14 protein-coding genes and 1 tRNA gene are annotated in these 15379 nt (G+C 68.0%); 9 read left to right on the top strand and 6 right to left on the bottom strand.

The window, feature by feature from the left end; translation table 11 throughout:
- Window positions 1-79: 79 nt before the first annotated feature.
- From L0M17_RS02380 to L0M17_RS02370, 3 genes are all read left to right on the top strand, one after another.
- On the top strand, window positions 80-1465 hold the full coding sequence (locus L0M17_RS02380; protein WP_241050861.1) for an MFS transporter: 1386 nt from the start codon (window positions 80-82) through the stop codon (window positions 1463-1465).
- Window positions 1466-1534: 69 nt separating this feature from the next.
- Window positions 1535-2017, top strand: coding sequence for a cation:proton antiporter regulatory subunit (locus tag L0M17_RS02375; protein ID WP_241050859.1), 483 nt, complete (start codon window positions 1535-1537; stop codon window positions 2015-2017).
- A 3-nt stretch (window positions 2018-2020) separates the two neighbouring features.
- Window positions 2021-3226: a cation:proton antiporter gene (locus L0M17_RS02370; protein WP_241050857.1), complete on the top strand. Its 1206-nt coding sequence runs from the start codon at window positions 2021-2023 to the stop codon at window positions 3224-3226.
- Window positions 3227-3251: 25 nt separating this feature from the next.
- Here the strand turns inward: L0M17_RS02370 and L0M17_RS02365 are convergent, their stop codons facing one another.
- From L0M17_RS02365 to L0M17_RS02350, 4 genes are read right to left on the bottom strand one after another with little or no spacing between them, the layout of a single operon-like run.
- Complete coding sequence (locus L0M17_RS02365; protein ID WP_241050855.1) at window positions 3252-3458, bottom strand: PLDc N-terminal domain-containing protein; 207 nt, start codon at window positions 3456-3458, stop codon at window positions 3252-3254.
- Between the two features lie 59 nt (window positions 3459-3517).
- The gene (locus L0M17_RS02360) at window positions 3518-4318 is read right to left on the bottom strand and encodes a LutC/YkgG family protein (protein ID WP_241050853.1); all 801 of its coding nucleotides are present in this window, start codon (window positions 4316-4318) and stop codon (window positions 3518-3520) included.
- Window positions 4315-5949, bottom strand: a complete 1635-nt coding sequence (locus L0M17_RS02355; RefSeq protein WP_241050851.1) for a lactate utilization protein B — start codon at window positions 5947-5949, stop codon at window positions 4315-4317. Before L0M17_RS02355 ends, L0M17_RS02360 begins: the two co-directional genes overlap by 4 nt.
- Window positions 5946-6797, bottom strand: a complete 852-nt coding sequence (locus L0M17_RS02350) for a (Fe-S)-binding protein (RefSeq protein WP_241050849.1) — start codon at window positions 6795-6797, stop codon at window positions 5946-5948. The genes L0M17_RS02355 and L0M17_RS02350 overlap by 4 nt, the downstream gene beginning before the upstream one ends.
- 245 nt (window positions 6798-7042) lie before the next feature.
- On the opposite strand from L0M17_RS02350, the gene L0M17_RS02345 reads away from it, so the two are divergent.
- Window positions 7043-7750: a FadR/GntR family transcriptional regulator gene (locus L0M17_RS02345; RefSeq protein WP_241050847.1), complete on the top strand. Its 708-nt coding sequence runs from the start codon at window positions 7043-7045 to the stop codon at window positions 7748-7750.
- A gap of 5 nt (window positions 7751-7755) precedes the next feature.
- Here L0M17_RS02345 and dcd read toward each other — a convergent pair whose 3' ends face one another.
- Window positions 7756-8331, bottom strand: coding sequence for a dCTP deaminase (gene dcd, locus L0M17_RS02340; RefSeq protein WP_241050845.1), 576 nt, complete (start codon window positions 8329-8331; stop codon window positions 7756-7758).
- 250 nt (window positions 8332-8581) lie between these two features.
- Between dcd and L0M17_RS02335 the strand changes: the two genes are divergently transcribed.
- From L0M17_RS02335 to L0M17_RS02320, 4 genes are all read left to right on the top strand, one after another.
- On the top strand, window positions 8582-10090 hold the full coding sequence (locus tag L0M17_RS02335; protein WP_241050844.1) for an amino acid permease: 1509 nt from the start codon (window positions 8582-8584) through the stop codon (window positions 10088-10090).
- Between the two features lie 60 nt (window positions 10091-10150).
- Window positions 10151-10224, top strand: a tRNA-Gly gene (locus L0M17_RS02330).
- Between the two features lie 99 nt (window positions 10225-10323).
- On the top strand, window positions 10324-11250 hold the full coding sequence (locus L0M17_RS02325) for a PrsW family glutamic-type intramembrane protease (RefSeq protein ID WP_241050842.1): 927 nt from the start codon (window positions 10324-10326) through the stop codon (window positions 11248-11250).
- A gap of 210 nt (window positions 11251-11460) precedes the next feature.
- A complete protein-coding gene (locus tag L0M17_RS02320; protein ID WP_308196791.1) occupies window positions 11461-12849 on the top strand; it encodes an MFS transporter in 1389 nt (462 codons plus the stop codon).
- Between the two features lie 130 nt (window positions 12850-12979).
- Here L0M17_RS02320 and L0M17_RS02315 read toward each other — a convergent pair whose 3' ends face one another.
- Entirely contained in the window at window positions 12980-14278 is a 1299-nt protein-coding gene (locus L0M17_RS02315; RefSeq protein WP_372498052.1) for an MFS transporter, read from the bottom strand.
- A 161-nt stretch (window positions 14279-14439) separates the two neighbouring features.
- Between L0M17_RS02315 and L0M17_RS02310 the strand changes: the two genes are divergently transcribed.
- The gene (locus tag L0M17_RS02310; protein WP_241050840.1) at window positions 14440-15291 is read left to right on the top strand and encodes a LysR substrate-binding domain-containing protein; all 852 of its coding nucleotides are present in this window, start codon (window positions 14440-14442) and stop codon (window positions 15289-15291) included.
- Window positions 15292-15379 lie beyond the last annotated feature (88 nt).

Raw genomic sequence — 15379 nt, 5'->3', positions numbered from 1 at the left:
GGGAGTTGGGGTCGGGCGATCATCAGTTGGGTTCGGTGCTGTCGGGAACATCAGCCTATCAAGCGCTAGCATGCGAGCTATGTCGACTGCCGCGCCGCAGCCCTCGGAGCTCGAGCTCCACATTGCGCCCGTCCGGAAGGGCCAAGTCCTCGCGTGGGCCGCGTGGGACTGGGGGTCAGCCGCCTTCAACGCCGTCATGACCACGTTCGTGTTCACCGTATATCTCACGTCCTCGGCCTTCGGTGGTTCCGACCACGCTTCCTCGGTGCTCGGCCTCGCGCTCGGCATCGGTGGCCTCCTCATCGCGCTGCTCGCCCCCGTCTCGGGCCAGCGCTCCGACGCGGGCGGGCGCCGCAAGCTGTGGCTCGGGATCCACACCGCTGTGGTCGCGCTGCTGACCGGCCTGTGCTTCTTTGCGTATCCGCGCCCGGAGTTCCTCTGGTACGGAGCCGGCCTCATCGCTGCAGGCCACGTGTTCTCCGAGCTCGCGGGCGTCAACTACAACGCGATGCTCGAGCAGATCGCGACGCCGAAGACCATCGGCCGCGTCTCGGGACTCGGATGGTCGGCAGGGTACTTCGGCGGCATCGTCGCGCTCCTGCTTGTCCTCGTCCTGTTCGTCCAGCCCGTCTTCCACTGGTTCGGATCGTCGACGGCGGAGAGCCTCAACATCCGGCTCGTCGCCGTGTTCTCGATGCTGTGGATCGTGGTCTTCTCCGTTCCGGTCATGGTCTCGGTGCCGGAAGTACGACGACGGCGCGCGGCCAAGCTGGGAGTCGTCGCCTCGTATGCGCTGCTGTTCCGCAGGATCCGCGCGATCTGGCAGACGAGCCCGCACACGCTCTACTTCCTCATCGCGAGCGCGGTGTTCCGGGACGGGCTTGCCGCCGTGTTCACGTTCGGCGGGGTGATCGCAGCCGGGACGTTCGGGTTCTCACTGAGCCAGGTCATCTTCTTCGCGGTCTTCGGGAACGTCGTGGCGGCTGTGGGGGCGATCCTCGGCGGGATCCTCGACGACCGCATCGGTCCCAAACGTGTCATCGTCGGGTCGCTCATTGGGCTCTTGATCGCGGGCTTCGCCGTACTGGCGCTCGGCAACGGGACCTACGATCTCGGGGGGTTCACGTGGCCGGGAGCAGCGACCTTCTGGGTGTTCGGGCTGTTCCTGTGCCTCTTCGTGGGCCCGGCGCAGGCCTCCGCGCGCGCCTATCTGGCCCGGCTCGCGCCCGACGGCGAGTCCGGCGAACTGTTCGGCCTGTACGCGACGACCGGCCGTGCGGTGAGCTTCCTCTCGCCGACGCTCTTCAGCCTCTCCATCGCCGTCGCAACACCCCTCGTCGCTAGCGGCCAGGCCCAGCGCTGGGGCATCCTCGGCATCATGGTCGTGCTCCTCGCGGGCCTCCTCGTGCTGCTCCCCGTGCGGCCGCCCGCGAAGGTCGCGACCGCCGTCGTCCCCGAGCTCTAGGCTGGCCCGCCCACCCGTCGCCTCCCGACTCTCCGCTGGATTGTCGGAGGCCCGGATTAGAGTTGTTCCATGAACGTGGAGGAGACCGAACTGCCCGGGTTCGGCGTTCGCAAGGACTTCATGACGCAGGCGGGGCGGCGCATCGGTGTCGTCACCCATCGCGACGGCGAAACCGAGCTCATCATCTCGACGTGGGACGATCCCGATTCCTGTCAGGCGTCCATTCCGCTCACCGGCGACGAGGCGACAGCCCTCGGCAATCTTCTCGGAAGCCAGCGGATCGTCATGCAGCTCACCGAGGAGCACAAGGAAGTGCCCGGGATCGTGACTCGCCAGTTCACCATCCTCGCGGACTCGCCGTACCGTGACCAGCCCATGGGCCATGCGAGCATCCGCACTCGCACCGGCGTCTCGATCGTGGCGATCATGCGTGAAGGTGAGGTCGTGCCCTCGCCGGGGCCCGACGTCGTCCTTCGCAAGGGTGACCTCGTCGTCGCGGTAGGAACCGAGGAAGGGTTGGAGCAGACCGCGACGATCCTGCGCAACGGCTGACCCATGGATCCGCTCGCGCTCGCTCTCATCGAGCTCGGGGCCGTCGTGTTCGCCCTCGGGCTGCTCGCGCGCCTCGCTGGGCGGATCAGCATGTCCCCCATTCCGCTCTACCTCCTCGGCGGCCTCATCTTCGGCGCCGGCGGCCTGGTCGACCTCAGCGGGGTCCGCGAGTTCTCGCACTTGGCCGGCGAGATCGGCGTCATCCTCCTGTTGCTGCTGCTTGGCCTCGAATACACGGCGAAGGAGCTCTTCACCGGGCTGCGCCGGTCGTGGCAGGCGGGCGTGGTGGACGGCCTGCTGAATATGGCGCCCGGGGTCGGGCTCGCGTTGCTCCTCGGCTGGGGGCCGATCGGCGCCATCGTCCTCGGCGGCGTCACGTATGTTTCGTCCTCCGGGATCGTCGCGAAGGTCATCACGGACCTTGGCCGACTCGGCAACCGGGAGACCCCGACCATCCTCTCGATCCTCGTCTTCGAGGACCTCGCGATGGCGATCTACCTGCCCATCCTCACGGCGACTCTCGCGGGGGTGAGCTGGTTCGGCGGCCTCCAGACTGTCGCCATCTCGCTCGCCGTCATCACGGTTGTGCTCGTGGTCGCGCTGCGTCTCGGGAACCAGGTCTCGCGTGCGGTCCACAGCGAGAATTCCGAGGTCTTCCTCCTCAACGTCATGGGGCTCGCGCTGCTCGTGGCGGGGCTGGCCTCCGCGATGCAGGTTTCGGCGGCTGTGGGCGCGTTCATGCTCGGCATCGCCATTTCGGGGACGACGGCGCACCTCGCCTCGCGCCTGCTCGAGCCGCTCCGCGACCTGTTCGCCGCCATCTTCTTCGTCGCCTTCGGGCTCAACACGGATCCCCGGTCAATCCCGCCTGTGCTCGGATGGGCGCTTCTCCTCGCCGTCGTCACATCGCTTACTAAGATCGCCACCGGCTGGTGGGCGGCAGGCAGGGCCGGGATAGGCATTCCGGGCCGGGCGCGGGCCGGCGTCGAACTCATCCCGCGGGGCGAGTTCTCGATCGTCATCGCCGGCCTCGCGGTGACCTCGGGTGCTGTCTCGAGCGATCTCGCAGCGCTCGCGACCGCCTACGTGCTGCTCATGGCCGTCATCGGCCCGCTCGGGGCGCGATTCGTCGACCCAGCCATGCGGACGGTTCAGAACGTTCGCCGCAGCCGCCGTGCGCGCAAGGAAGCGACGGCGCCGATCCCTTGAGCCCGAGGTCCTGGACGGCCGGCAACTAATGGCGCGGGCGGCCGAACGTCCACCAGGCGGCAGCTCCGACCACACTGCCCAACACGAGAATCACGACCCACGCGTCGCGCGGCAAGGTCCGCACCACGCGAGCATCACTTCGCGCGAAATCGAGGATCGAAATCGCCCAGAACGCGAGGCCGCCCGCCAAGACGAGCACCGGCAGCATCGCCACGACCGCAGCGTCGCTCATGGCGCCATTGTGCCCCGATGGAGCAACGGTTCATAGGGGTATTGGTCCCCAATTGGCGCCTACCGCACGATGATGACGTCGAGTGTTCGTGGACCATGGACGCCTTCGACGCGTTCGAGCTCTATATCACTCGTCGCCGACGGGCCCGAGATGAGCGTCAGCGGCCGAGTCGTGTCCAGCCGTGCGAAACCTTCGGGCACGATCCCCACGATCGTCTCGACCGGGACCACGCACACGTGGTGGTCCGGCACGAGCGAGATCGCCCGCCGGCCCTGATCCGGCGAGCCGTCGAGGATGATCGTGCCGGTTTCGGCGATGCTCACCGCCGACGACGTCACGACCCCGTCCAGCTCATCGAGACGTTCGACGCCGATGGGCGCCTCTCGTGAATCCGTCACCGTCACACCGGCGAGGCTCGGGTCCAGCCACTCGGACGGGAGGCCCTCCGGCACGACGAAACGCTTGCCCTCCAGACGGGTGCGGATCGCTCCCGCGAGGGCATCCGGTCCCACGACCTCGACGCGTGCCTTGTAGTCAACGAGCCGATCGACGAGCAGCTCCACGAGAGCGTCCTCGTCGAGGCCAGAGGCGGTGCGATAGCCCCGCTCCCCGGCACCCGCCGTCGGTGAGGCGGCACCCTGCAGACCTGACGGCGCGACAGGCGCACCCTCCGCACGACCCCGCGGACCTGACGGCGCGACAGGCGCACCCTCCGCACGGCCCTGCGGACCTGACGGCGCGACAGGCGCACCCTCCGCACGACCCTGCGGACCTGACGGCGCCACGGATTGTGTGACCGGCTGGGAATCGTCGCCGAGCGCCTCACGAACCCGGGCCAGAATCTCCTCACGCGCGCTCACTCTGCGCCTCCCCTCCTCGCGCCGTCACCTTCGCCGGGTGCGGCGCCCCCTCCCGGAGCGCCTCCCCTCCTCGCGCCGTCACCTTCGCCGGGTGCGCCACCCGTCGCCCGCTTCTTCCACCAGCTCCGGAACGATTCGCTCGGCGGAGCCGGGACGTCCCGGCTCTGAGTCCAGCCAGCCGCGAGGCCGGGGAGCCGCGAGATCTTCCCATCACGCCCGGCGAGCGCCCGCGCCACCGGCAGCCCCTTTTCGAGCAGTCCGAGCCGGTCACCCGACGACAGCGCCCAAGACGCCGCGCCCAAGGCCACGTCCATCTGGGTGGGGAGGCTCCGGCGTCGTCCGTTGCCCTTCAGATCCGACGCGCCGCCGGCCTCACCGGCTGCCCGGCCCCGCCCATGCTTCGCCTCGACGTCCTCGCCGCGGAGGTACACGAGGATCTCGGGGATATTGATCTTGACTGGGCAAGCGTCGAAGCACGCGCCGCAGAGGGACGATGCGTATGGGAGCGAGGAATTCTCCTCGGCCTCGACGCCGGTGAGCAGCGGCGAGAGAATCGCGCCGATCGGCCCTGGATACGTCGAGCCGTAGGCGTGACCGCCCGTCCGCTCGTACACGGGGCACACGTTCATGCACGCCGAGCAGCGGATGCAGTGTAGCGCGCTGCGACCATGACGATCCGCGAGCGCGCGGGTGCGGCCGTTGTCGAGCAGGACGACGTGGACGTTCTGCGGCCCATCGCCCGAAGTGGCCCCGGTCCACAGCGACGTGTAAGGGTTCATGCGCTCGCCCGTGGAAGAACGCGGGAGCAGCTGCATGAACACCTCGAGGTCCTGGGCCCGCGGGAGCACCTTCTCAATGCCCATGACCGTGATGAGGGTCTCGGGCAGCGTGAGGCACATTCGCCCGTTGCCCTCCGACTCGACGACGCCGAGCGTCCCCGTCTCGGCGATACCGAAGTTCGCACCCGAAATTGCGACCTTCGCGGAGAGGAACTTCTTGCGCAAGTGGGCGCGGGCGGCCATCGCGAGGCGGCGCGGCTCGTCCGTCAGCTCGGGGTCAACGTCGGGCATCTCCTGCAGGAAGATGTCGCGGATCTCGGTCCGGTTCTTGTGGATCGCGGGGACGAGGATGTGGCTCGGCTTGTCGTGCCCGAGCTGGACGATGAGCTCGGCGAGGTCGGTCTCGAAGGCCGAAATCCCACGCTCCTCAAGGTACTCGTTGAGCCCGATCTCCTGCGTCGCCATGGACTTGACCTTGACGACGTCCTGCGAGCCGGTCGCGCGCACGAGCCGCTCGACGATCGCGTTCGCCTCGGCTGCATCCCGGGCCCAGTGCACCGTGCCACCACGAGCGGTGAACTGCTCCTCGAACTGCACCAGCAGTTCGGGCAGACGTGACATGGCATCGGTCTTGATTGCCGAGCCGGCGTCCCGCAGCGCCTCCCAGTCAGGAAGCTCGGACACGACGCGGAGACGCTTGTCGCGGATCGTGTGGGTCGCGTGGCCGAGGTTCGCGCGCAGCTGGGCGTTGCCGAGCTCGCGATGGGCAGCCTTCGGGAACGGCTCGGTTGCGGAGATGTTGCCGAAGCCGCGGGGCGGAACGGCGGGGAGGCCGAGATTCACCGTGGTCATCGCGCACCTCCCACCAGGGCGAACTCACCATCGAAGCGAAGCGGATTCTCGCGCGTCGATGCAAGCACCTCCGCGAGGTGGACGGTCCGCACGGGCGTGCCCTCCGCCGTCGTGCGCCCCTCCCGCGAGAGGCCGCCGCCGATGTGCATGAGGCATGAGACGTCGCCGCCCGCGCACGCCCCCGCGCCGGTCCCGCAGACGTTTGCGACCTTGTCGGCGAGCATCGCCGAGGAGACGTCGGCGTTCTTGATGGAGAAGGTGCCACCGAACCCGCAGCACTGGTCTGCCTCGGGAAGCGCGACAACGTCGAGCGCCTCCACCGTGCGGAGAAGACTGAGCGGCCGGTCGCCCAGGCGCAGGAGCCGCATTCCGTGGCACGAGGGGTGGTACGTGATCGTGCCGGGCAGGTAGGAGCCGAGTTGGGCGGCCGCGTCGGAGACACCGAGGACGTCGGTGAGGAGCTGGCTCAGTTCGTAGGTGCGTTGCCCAACGGCGTCGGCGCGCGCGGCGAGCGTCGGGTCGGCACGTCCGCTGCCCCCTCGCTCCACCGCCCACTGCGCGACCATCGCGTGCTGATGCTTCACAGACGCGACACACGAACCGGAAGGCGCGACAGCGACGTCGTACTCGCCGGAGTCGAACCCGGCCTCGAACGCCCGTACATGGTTCTCGACCACGGGAAGCGCCTCGCGGAAGTAGCCCGAATTCAAGTGCATCTGCCCACAGCACGCCTGCCCGGCCGGGAACACGACCTCGTGCCCGAGCCGCTCCAGAATCTGGACCGTGGCCTGCGCAACGCGCGGATACATCGCGTCGACGATGCACGTGGCGAAGAGCGCGATCTTCATGGTGTCCTCTCCGGCCCGGGCAGGAGGACCGGACCATGTGGTCTGACCATACTGTCAGGCATTTCCGGCCGCCGCAATCCAAAGAGGGTCTCGCTCCAGCCCGTTTCTGAGGCCGCCAACTGCGTGTCGCCGCGCGACACGCCGCTGCGGAGCCGGAGTCCCCGGCAGAAGTGGGCCAGACCGCGGCGCCACCGGAAGTGCGGCCTGCGGCGCCACCGGCAATCGGCCTGCGGCAAGATGGACCCATGTCTGTTGAACGCGCGAGCGAACGTGCCCACGACGCGGTCCTCCGCCACATCGAGGACAGCCTGCGGTCCGGGGGGCTCAAGCTGGGAGACCGGCTGCCGGGCGAGAGGGCCCTCGCCGAACAGTTCGGCATCTCCCGGGCCTCAGTCCGGGACGCCATCCGCGCGCTCGAGGTCATGGGCATCGTCCGTTCGGCGACCGGCTCTGGTCCCAACGCTGGCACGATTGTCGTCTCCGACCCGTCGTCTGCCCTCGGCTCAGCGCTGCGGCTGCATGTTGCGAGCCAACGCCTCCCAGTCAAGGACATCGTCGAGGCGCGAGTCATGATGGAGACGTGGTCGTTGGCTCACGCGGCAGATGTCGAGTGGGAGCCGAGCCAGGCCGAGGAAGCGCGCCGCCTGCTCGAGGCGATGGACGATCCGAGCCTCCCCTCCCCCGCATTCACGGCCCTCGACGCCCAGTTCCACGTCGCACTCAGCGCCCTCGCGGGCAACTCCGTAGTGAGCACGATGATGGACTCCCTCCGGGAGTCGATCCGCGAATACGTCGACCAGGCGGTCAGCACCCGGGGTCAGTGGAATGACATCGTCGCCGAACTGCGCCGCCAGCACTGGGAGATCCTCGAGGCCGTCGAGGCCCGCGACGGCGACCGCGCCGCGCGGCTCGTGCGGGACCACATCGAGTGGTTCTACGCCCAGACGCTCTGAGCAGGTCAGACCGGGGAGCGGTGGAAGTTCAGGTAGCTGCGCGAGGCGGTGGGTCCGCGCTGGCCCTGGTAGCGGTTGCCGTATGCGCCGGAGCCGTACGGGTGCTCGGCGGCTGAGGTGAGCCGGAAGAAGCAGAGCTGGCCAATCTTCATGCCGGGCCACAGCTTGATCGGCAGGGTCGCGACGTTCGAGAGCTCAAGCGTGACGTGGCCGGAGAATCCGGGGTCGATGAAGCCAGCGGTGGAATGCGTGAGGAGTCCGAGCCGGCCAAGCGAGGACTTTCCCTCGAGGCGCGCGGCGATGTCGTCGGGCAGGCTCACCGTCTCGAACGTGGATCCGAGGACAAACTCGCCCGGGTGCAGGATGAACGGCTCATCAGCACCGACCTCGACGAGCCGCGTCAGCTCGGGCTGCTCGAGCGCGGGGTCGATGTGCGCGTACTTGTGGTTGTCGAAGAGCCGGAAGAACCGGTCGATCCGCACGTCGACGCTCGACGGCTGGACCATCGCCGATTCGTAGGGCGTGAGGACAATCCGCTGGGCGTCAATCTCGGCTCGGATGTCGCGGTCGGAGAGGAGCACCTCCCCAAAATACCGTAGCGGAGGGCGGGAACGGGTTTCGGCGTCCCCTGAGCGAGGAGCGGACGACGCCGACCCTCAGCTCTTCGGCGGCCGTCGCCTAGTCAGTCTGGTCCAAATTTTGCGTCCACACTTTGGCCATGTATCCAACATGCGGACCCCTCTTGTCTGAATCAGGGCTCGTGTGGCACCAAGCACGTGGCCTGTGGCACACTGTCGCCTCGGAAACTCTCTCCCTTCCGAAAAGAGCCTTATGTCGTCCCCCAAGCCCGAGTTAGACCACGTTGAGGATCATGGCCATGCGCATTCGACGGACCATGTGATCCATGCCGAGGATGCCGGCTACCACAAGGGCCTCAAGGCCCGCCAGATCCAGATGATCGCGATCGGCGGCGCGATCGGCACCGGCCTGTTCCTCGGCGCCGGCGGCCGCCTGGCCGCCGCGGGGCCCTCCCTGGTGCTCTCCTACGCGATCTGCGGCCTCTTCGTCTTCCTGATCCTGCGCGCCCTGGGCGAGCTCGTCCTGCACCGGCCCTCCTCCGGGTCCTTCGTCTCCTACGCCCGCGAGTTCTTCGGCGAGAAGGCAGCCTTCGTCTCCGGCTGGTTCTACTGGATCAACTGGGCCATGACCACCATCGTCGACACCACCGCCGCCGCCCTCTACATGCACTTCTTCGGCCGGTACGTGCCCTGGATCGACACCGTCCCCCAATGGGCCTGGGCCCTGATCGCCCTGGTCCTGGTCCTGGCCCTGAACCTGGTCTCCGTGAAGGTCTTCGGCGAGATGGAATTCTGGTTCGCCCTGATCAAGGTCGCCGCCCTGCTGGCCTTCCTGGCCCTGGGCATCTACTTCGTCGTCTTCGGCACCCCCACCGGCGGCCCCGTCGGACCCGGCCTGATCGCCGCCCACGGCGGCATCTTCCCCGCCGGGATCATGCCCATGATCCTGCTCATGCAGGGCGTCGTGTTCGCCTACGCCTCCGTCGAACTCGTCGGCACCGCCGCCGGGGAGACCCAGAACCCCGCCAGGATCATGCCCCGGGCCATCAACTCCGTCGTCGCCCGCATCGCCGTGTTCTACGTCGGCTCCGTCGTCCTGCTCTCCCTCCTGCTGCCCTACACCGACTACCAGGAGGGCGTGAGCCCCTTCGTGACCTTCTTCGGCCACATCGGCGTCAACGGCGTCGACGTCATCATGAACCTCGTCGTCCTCACCGCCTCCCTCTCCTCCCTCAACGCCGGCCTCTACTCCACCGGGCGCATCCTGCGCTCCATGGCCGCCGCCGGCTCCGCCCCCAAATTCGCCCTGCGCATGAACAAGGCAGGAGTGCCCTACGGCGGCATCGCCATCACCGCCGCCGTCTCCCTCCTGGGCGTCCCCCTGAACTACCTCGTCCCCGCCGACGCCTTCGAGATCGTCCTGAACGTCGCCTCCGTCGGCATCATCGCCACCTGGGCCACCATCGTCATCTGCCAGATCCAGCTCCAACGCTGGGCCGCCAAGGGCTGGCTCGAACGCCCCGCCTTCCGCATGCCCGGCGCCCCCTACACCGGCTACCTCACCCTGGCCTTCCTCGCCGTCGTCCTGACCATGATCCTGGCCGACTCCCCCTGGACCCTCCTGGCCACCGCCATCGCCATCATCCTCATGGTCATCGGCTGGCACGCCTGCCGCGACCGCATCCACCACATCGCCGCCACCCGCAACGGCCACACCGGAACAGCACCCGTCATCGCCAACCGACCCCTCCGCGGGAGGTGATTTCCTTGCACGGAGCACTCCACCCGGTGCGGTAAGCTGGGTGGAGCCCTCCGGGGCAACGCGGCCGTAGCTCAATGGCAGAGCGCACGCTTCCCAAGCCTGATACGCGGGTTCGATTCCCGTCGGCCGCTCCATGTGCACGATGTCCCCGCAGCCCTTGGCCGCGGGGACATCGTCGTCTGAGGCCTGTTCAGGGGGCGTTTCGGGTGCAGACGGCCGGGTATTGCCGCCTCGTGGACGCTAACTACTACCCTGCCCGACGCACCCATCGCCACGGCTGGTGGTGGAAGGCCCTCCTCATCGGGCTTGCGCTGTGGATCGCGACGATCTTCGTCACGGCGTCAACCCTGAACACGAATCTGATCCCGACGCTCATCCTGCTCGGAAGCTTCCTCGTGCCTTTCAGCGTGGTCCTGTTCGCCGTTGAACGCGTTACGGGGAATCTCGCCCCGATCCACGTGTTCCTCGCTTTCTTCGCGGGCGGCGTCGTCGGGGTCCTGGCCGCGTCGCTGCTCGAGGCCGACCTGCACGTGACGACCTGGATCTACCTCCGGGTCGGGCTCATCGAGGAGGCCGTGAAGGCAGTGGTGCTGCTCGTCGTCGGCCGTTCTGTGGTGCCCAAGACGGCGCGTCAGGGGGCCCTCCTCGGCGCCGCGGTGGGGGCGGGCTTCGCAGCCTTCGAATCGGCGGGGTATGCGTTCAATGCGGCGGTCACTTCCCAGGGGATCGATCTGGCGTCCATGCTTCAGACCGAGGCGATGCGGTCCATCCTCACGCCCGTCTGCCATGTGCTGTGGACCGCGCTCCTCGGAGCCGTGATCTTCGGCGCGACTGGCCGGACCGCGAAGTACAGGCTTACGGGACGGGTCATTGTCGCGTTCATCGTGGTCGTGATCCTGCACGCCCTCTGGGACTCAATGGGCGGGCTCGCCGCGCTGATCGCCGTCGTCGTCACCGGGAACGCGGTGCCGGCGCTCCAGTATGGCTTCCTGCGGCCCGGCACCTCCGCCGAGGTCTCGTCGCTCTCCTCGGTCTTCTACTTTGCAGGGATCATCATCATCTCGGCGGTGGGTCTCGTCGGGCTGCGGCTCGCTCTCCGACGCCACAACGATCTCCCGCCGAAGCTGGCCCACGGGCCTTATCCCGGGTCGCCGCTCTGACTGCGTGAAAGGTTGCGGGAGGACTCTGGAAGGCCGTTCGAAGACCCGCCAGACGGCCACCCGGAACGGCGCCACGAGATGCGAAGGGATTGACAGCACGGATGTGGCGTGGTTCATTGGAAAGCGCTTACCAAGCGTTATCCGGACCGCTTCCACCAGGGGCCAAGGCACCGGACGAGCGTTACAGTCACGATGACCTAGGAGGGTCTCATGCACGAAGAGGTGCGCGGGCAATCAAGCCCAGAGCAGCAGCAGAAGCCCGGAAACATGCACAAGAAGGCGGCCTTGAGCGGCTTCCTAGGCAGCACCCTGGAATACTACGACTTCTCCATCTACGCCTCCGCCGCCGCGCTTGTCTTCCCTTCGGTCTTCTTCCCGAGCGGCAACCCCACGGTGGCCCTCGTCGCATCTCTCGCGACCTACGCCGTCGGCTATGTGGCGCGTCCGATCGGTGCCTTCGTCCTCGGCAACTGGGGCGATCGTCACGGCCGCAAGAACGTCCTCGTCTTCGCGCTGCTCCTCATGGGCTTCTCGACGTTCGCCGTCGGCCTCCTGCCGACGTACAGCCAGGTCGGCATCCTCGCCCCGATCCTTCTCGTGGCGTTGCGCCTCATCCAGGGCTTCGCGGTCGCGGGTGAGCTGAGCGGTGCGAGCGCCCTCATCGCCGAACACGCGCCCGCCGGACGCCGCGGCTTCTTCACGAGCTTCAGCCTCCAGGGCACTCAAGCGGGCAGCATCCTGGCTTCCGCGGCCTTCATCCCGCTCTCCGCGATGCTTCCCGCCCAGGCCTTCCACTCATGGGGCTGGCGCGTGCCGTTCCTGCTCAGCGCGCTCGTTGTCATCGCCGGCTACCTCATCCGCCGCCGCGTCGCGGAGACCCCCGTGTTCCTCCAGGAGGCCAAGGAGCACGTGGTGCCGCAGGCCCCCATCGTCAAGGTGGTCCGCGAGAGCGGCTGGACCATCTTCCGCGCGATCCTCATGGGCCTCACGAACGTCATCGGCACGACTGCCGCGGTCTTCGGCACCGCCTATGCCACGCAGCCCTCGTACGGGATCAAGATGAGCCCCGCGACCTACCTGTGGATGCCCGTCATGGCCAACATCGTCGCCGTCATCCTCATCCCCTTCTTCGGCAAGCTCTCCGACCGGATCGGCCGCCGGCCCCTCATGATCTTCGGCTCGCTCAGCTCCGGCGTGCTCTCCTTCGCGTACCTCTGGGCGATCAGCCAGAGGAACGTGGTGCTCACGCTCGTGCTCGCGATCCTCATGTGGGGCGTCCTGTACCAGATGTGGAATGCGACGTTCGCGAGCTTCTTCCAGGAGCTGTTCCCGACGCGGACCCGCGTCACGGGCTTCGCGATCTCGCAGAACATCGGCCTGCTCATCGTCGCGTTCCTGCCGACAATCTTCACCCTCGTGGCGCCTCCCGGATCGGCGAACGTCCCGCTGCTCATCGGCGGCCTCACGCTCGGGCTCGCGGTGATCTCGGCCATCGCGACGTGGGCCACCCGTGAGACCTCGCACCTGAGCCTCGATGCGCTCGACACCGCTGACCGCTCCGTCGGCCACGAGGCCGGAGCGGCCGCCAAGACCGCCTGAGCACCTCGCATCCCCTCCGTCCCGCCCGGTTGTGATTTCCCAATCGGGCGGGACGCGGCGTGTCCGGAGGGAATCGCACGGCGGCCAGCTCAGAAACGGGCTGGAGCGCGGGCTGCCGCCTGCCAAGCGCTCATTCTTCGTGCTTCCCCCGCAGCCACAGGGCCAGAAGACCGGCGACGACAGCCGGAACCGTGCCGCCGAGCAGCAGGGCCCAGCGCGTCCCCCACAGCTGGGCGAGCCCGCCGAGCATGGGGCCGCCGAGTGCCTGCCCGCCCATGAGGACCATCGTGTAGAGGCTCATCACGCGGCCGCGGATTGCCATGTTGGCACTCGTCTGGACGAGCTGATTCGCCGAGGTCAGGAAGGTCAGGGCGCAGAACCCGGAGACCGCCATGAGGGCGCCGAACACGGGGAGCGACGGCATGAACGAGGCGAGTGCGAGCAGCGCCCCGTAGAGCCCTGCGCCGAACACCACGGTCCTGAGCCGCAGAAGCCGGCGGCGCGCCGAGGCCACGGCGCCGGTCAGCGAGCCGAGGGCCACGAGGGTATTGAGCAGGCCATAGCCGCTCGCCCCGATCCCGAAGACATGGTCGGCGTAGCCGGCGAGCAGCACCGGCAGGCTCAGAGCGAAGACCGCGACGGCGCCCGCGAGCACCCAGGGCCAGCGGATCGTGGGCTTCGCCCACGCATAGCGCACGGCCTCCCGCAGCATGCCCTTCGACTTGGGCGTCGGAGGCGCGGTGTGCAGGTCGTCCACTCGAAGCAACGAGAGCATGACGACGGTCAACGTGCAGGCGACGGCGTTGAAGACGAATGCAGACCCGCCCCCGACGGCGGAGAGCAGCGCGCCAGCGACAGCGGGGCCGATGAGGCCGCCGAGCTGGAAGATGGTCGAGTTCATGCTGATGGCGTTCCGCAGGTACTGCGGCCCCACGAGTTCGTTGACGAACACCTGGCGAGACGGCTGGTCGAGCACGGTCACGAGCCCGAGGACGACCGCGATGGCGTAGACGTGCCACACCTGAAGGGAGTGCGTGAGCGCGAGGAAGGCGAGCGTCGCGGCACAGAGTCCGGCGGTGGCCTGGCACATCTGGAGGAGGCGCCGCTTCGAGAACCGATCGGCCATGAGCCCGCCCCACGGACCGAGCAGGAGCACGGGCGTGAACTGCATCGCCACCGTGACGCCGACGGCGGCGACGGAGCCCGAGAGCTGGAGCACGATCCAGTCCTGCGAGATGCGCTGCATCCAGACGGCAATCACTGCGATGAAATTCGAGGCGGCGAAGAGCCGGTAATTGTGGACCCGAAGCGAGATGAACGTGTGTCGCCACGGCAGCCGTTCGGGGACGACGGCGATGGGCTCGGTGGAGGGGTTCATTGGACCCGGGGAGAGCGAGGCTCGGAAGGAGTCGGACGCGGAAGAGGGCATGGCAGAGCTGGGCGAGGTCACGGAAGAGTCCTGAAGTTTCGTTCGGGTCAGTTTGAGCGTTCGAGTAATTCCACGCTAGACAGCCCGGAAACCATTGCGGAAGGTTATTTGCCGTATAAGAGCTATTGCGTTCTGCAATTTGCCCCGAGAGGATAGGAGACATGTTCGATCCCGTCCATCTCCGCAGCTTCCTTGCCGTCGCAGAACACCTCAGCTTCACCCTCGCGGCAGAGCGGCTCGGAATCGCGCAACCCACGGTGAGCCAACACGTCGCGAAGCTGGAGAAGGCCGCGGGTCGGGGGCTCCTGATCCGCGACACCCACGGGGTTCGCCTCACCGACAACGGCGACGCGATGGCTGGCTTCGCCCGGACGATCCTCGCCGCCCACGACGAAGCGCTTCGCTATTTCCGCGGTTCGGCCATGCGCGGGCGCCTCCGGTTCGGCACAGCGGATGACCTCGCCATTACCGGCCTGCCAAAGATCCTGCGCGAATTCCGACGCGCCTATCCGCAGCTGAACCTCGAGCTCACGGTCAGCCAAAGCGATGACCTGCACCGTCGGCTCAAGGCGGGCCAGCTCGACCTCGTGTTCATCAAGTGGGTCGCCGGCGCACAGGAAGGAACGGTCGTGCGGCACGACGTCTTCTCCTGGGTCGGCGTCGAGCAGACCGTCCTCGAGCGAGACCAGCCGGTCCCCCTCGTCGTCTACCCCGCGCCGAGCCTCAGCAGGACGCTCGCGATCGAGGCGCTCGAGGCCAGCGGCCGCACGTGGAAGGTCACGTGCAGCACGAAGCAGATCGCCGGCGTCCTCGCCGCGGTGCGCGCGGGCCTCGGCGTCGGCGTCATGCCGACCACGCTCGTCCCCGAGGACCTCTCGATCATCACGCGCCGCTTCGACCTTCCGCCGGTGGGCGACGTCGACTTCACGCTCATCCGCAATCCGCTCGCGAATTCCGCTGCCGTCGACGCACTGACGGACGCGATCATGGGGCGGACGCTGAGCCGTACCTAAGGCGTCAGGGCGGGAGCGCACGACGGCGCAGCGCGCCTCTCGAGTGAGGCTCGCCACGGCGCGCCCAAGGCCGCCGGAGTAGACTTGC

Source organism: Sinomonas terrae (assembly GCF_022539255.1).
Lineage (GTDB): Bacteria > Actinomycetota > Actinomycetes > Actinomycetales > Micrococcaceae > Sinomonas > Sinomonas terrae.
The sequence above is the reverse complement of the archived record's forward strand: the minus strand, read 5'-3'. Positions and strand labels throughout refer to the sequence as shown.

What these genes read in the sequence shown, in the direction of transcription:
- L0M17_RS02345 (WP_241050847.1), top strand. Translation starts at nt 7,043, where the DNA reads ATGTCTGTTGAACGCGCGAGCGAACGTGCCCACGACGCGGTCCTCCGC.
- L0M17_RS02370 (WP_241050857.1), top strand. Translation starts at nt 2,021, where the DNA reads ATGGATCCGCTCGCGCTCGCTCTCATCGAGCTCGGGGCCGTCGTGTTC.
- L0M17_RS02320 (WP_308196791.1), top strand. Translation starts at nt 11,461, where the DNA reads ATGCACGAAGAGGTGCGCGGGCAATCAAGCCCAGAGCAGCAGCAGAAG.
- L0M17_RS02380 (WP_241050861.1), top strand. Translation starts at nt 80, where the DNA reads ATGTCGACTGCCGCGCCGCAGCCCTCGGAGCTCGAGCTCCACATTGCG.
- L0M17_RS02355 (WP_241050851.1), bottom strand. Translation starts at nt 5,949, where the DNA reads ATGACCACGGTGAATCTCGGCCTCCCCGCCGTTCCGCCCCGCGGCTTC.
- L0M17_RS02315 (WP_372498052.1), bottom strand. Translation starts at nt 14,278, where the DNA reads ATGCCCTCTTCCGCGTCCGACTCCTTCCGAGCCTCGCTCTCCCCGGGT.
- L0M17_RS02310 (WP_241050840.1), top strand. Translation starts at nt 14,440, where the DNA reads ATGTTCGATCCCGTCCATCTCCGCAGCTTCCTTGCCGTCGCAGAACAC.
- L0M17_RS02335 (WP_241050844.1), top strand. Translation starts at nt 8,582, where the DNA reads ATGTCGTCCCCCAAGCCCGAGTTAGACCACGTTGAGGATCATGGCCAT.
- L0M17_RS02365 (WP_241050855.1), bottom strand. Translation starts at nt 3,458, where the DNA reads ATGAGCGACGCTGCGGTCGTGGCGATGCTGCCGGTGCTCGTCTTGGCG.
- L0M17_RS02375 (WP_241050859.1), top strand. Translation starts at nt 1,535, where the DNA reads ATGAACGTGGAGGAGACCGAACTGCCCGGGTTCGGCGTTCGCAAGGAC.
- L0M17_RS02350 (WP_241050849.1), bottom strand. Translation starts at nt 6,797, where the DNA reads ATGAAGATCGCGCTCTTCGCCACGTGCATCGTCGACGCGATGTATCCG.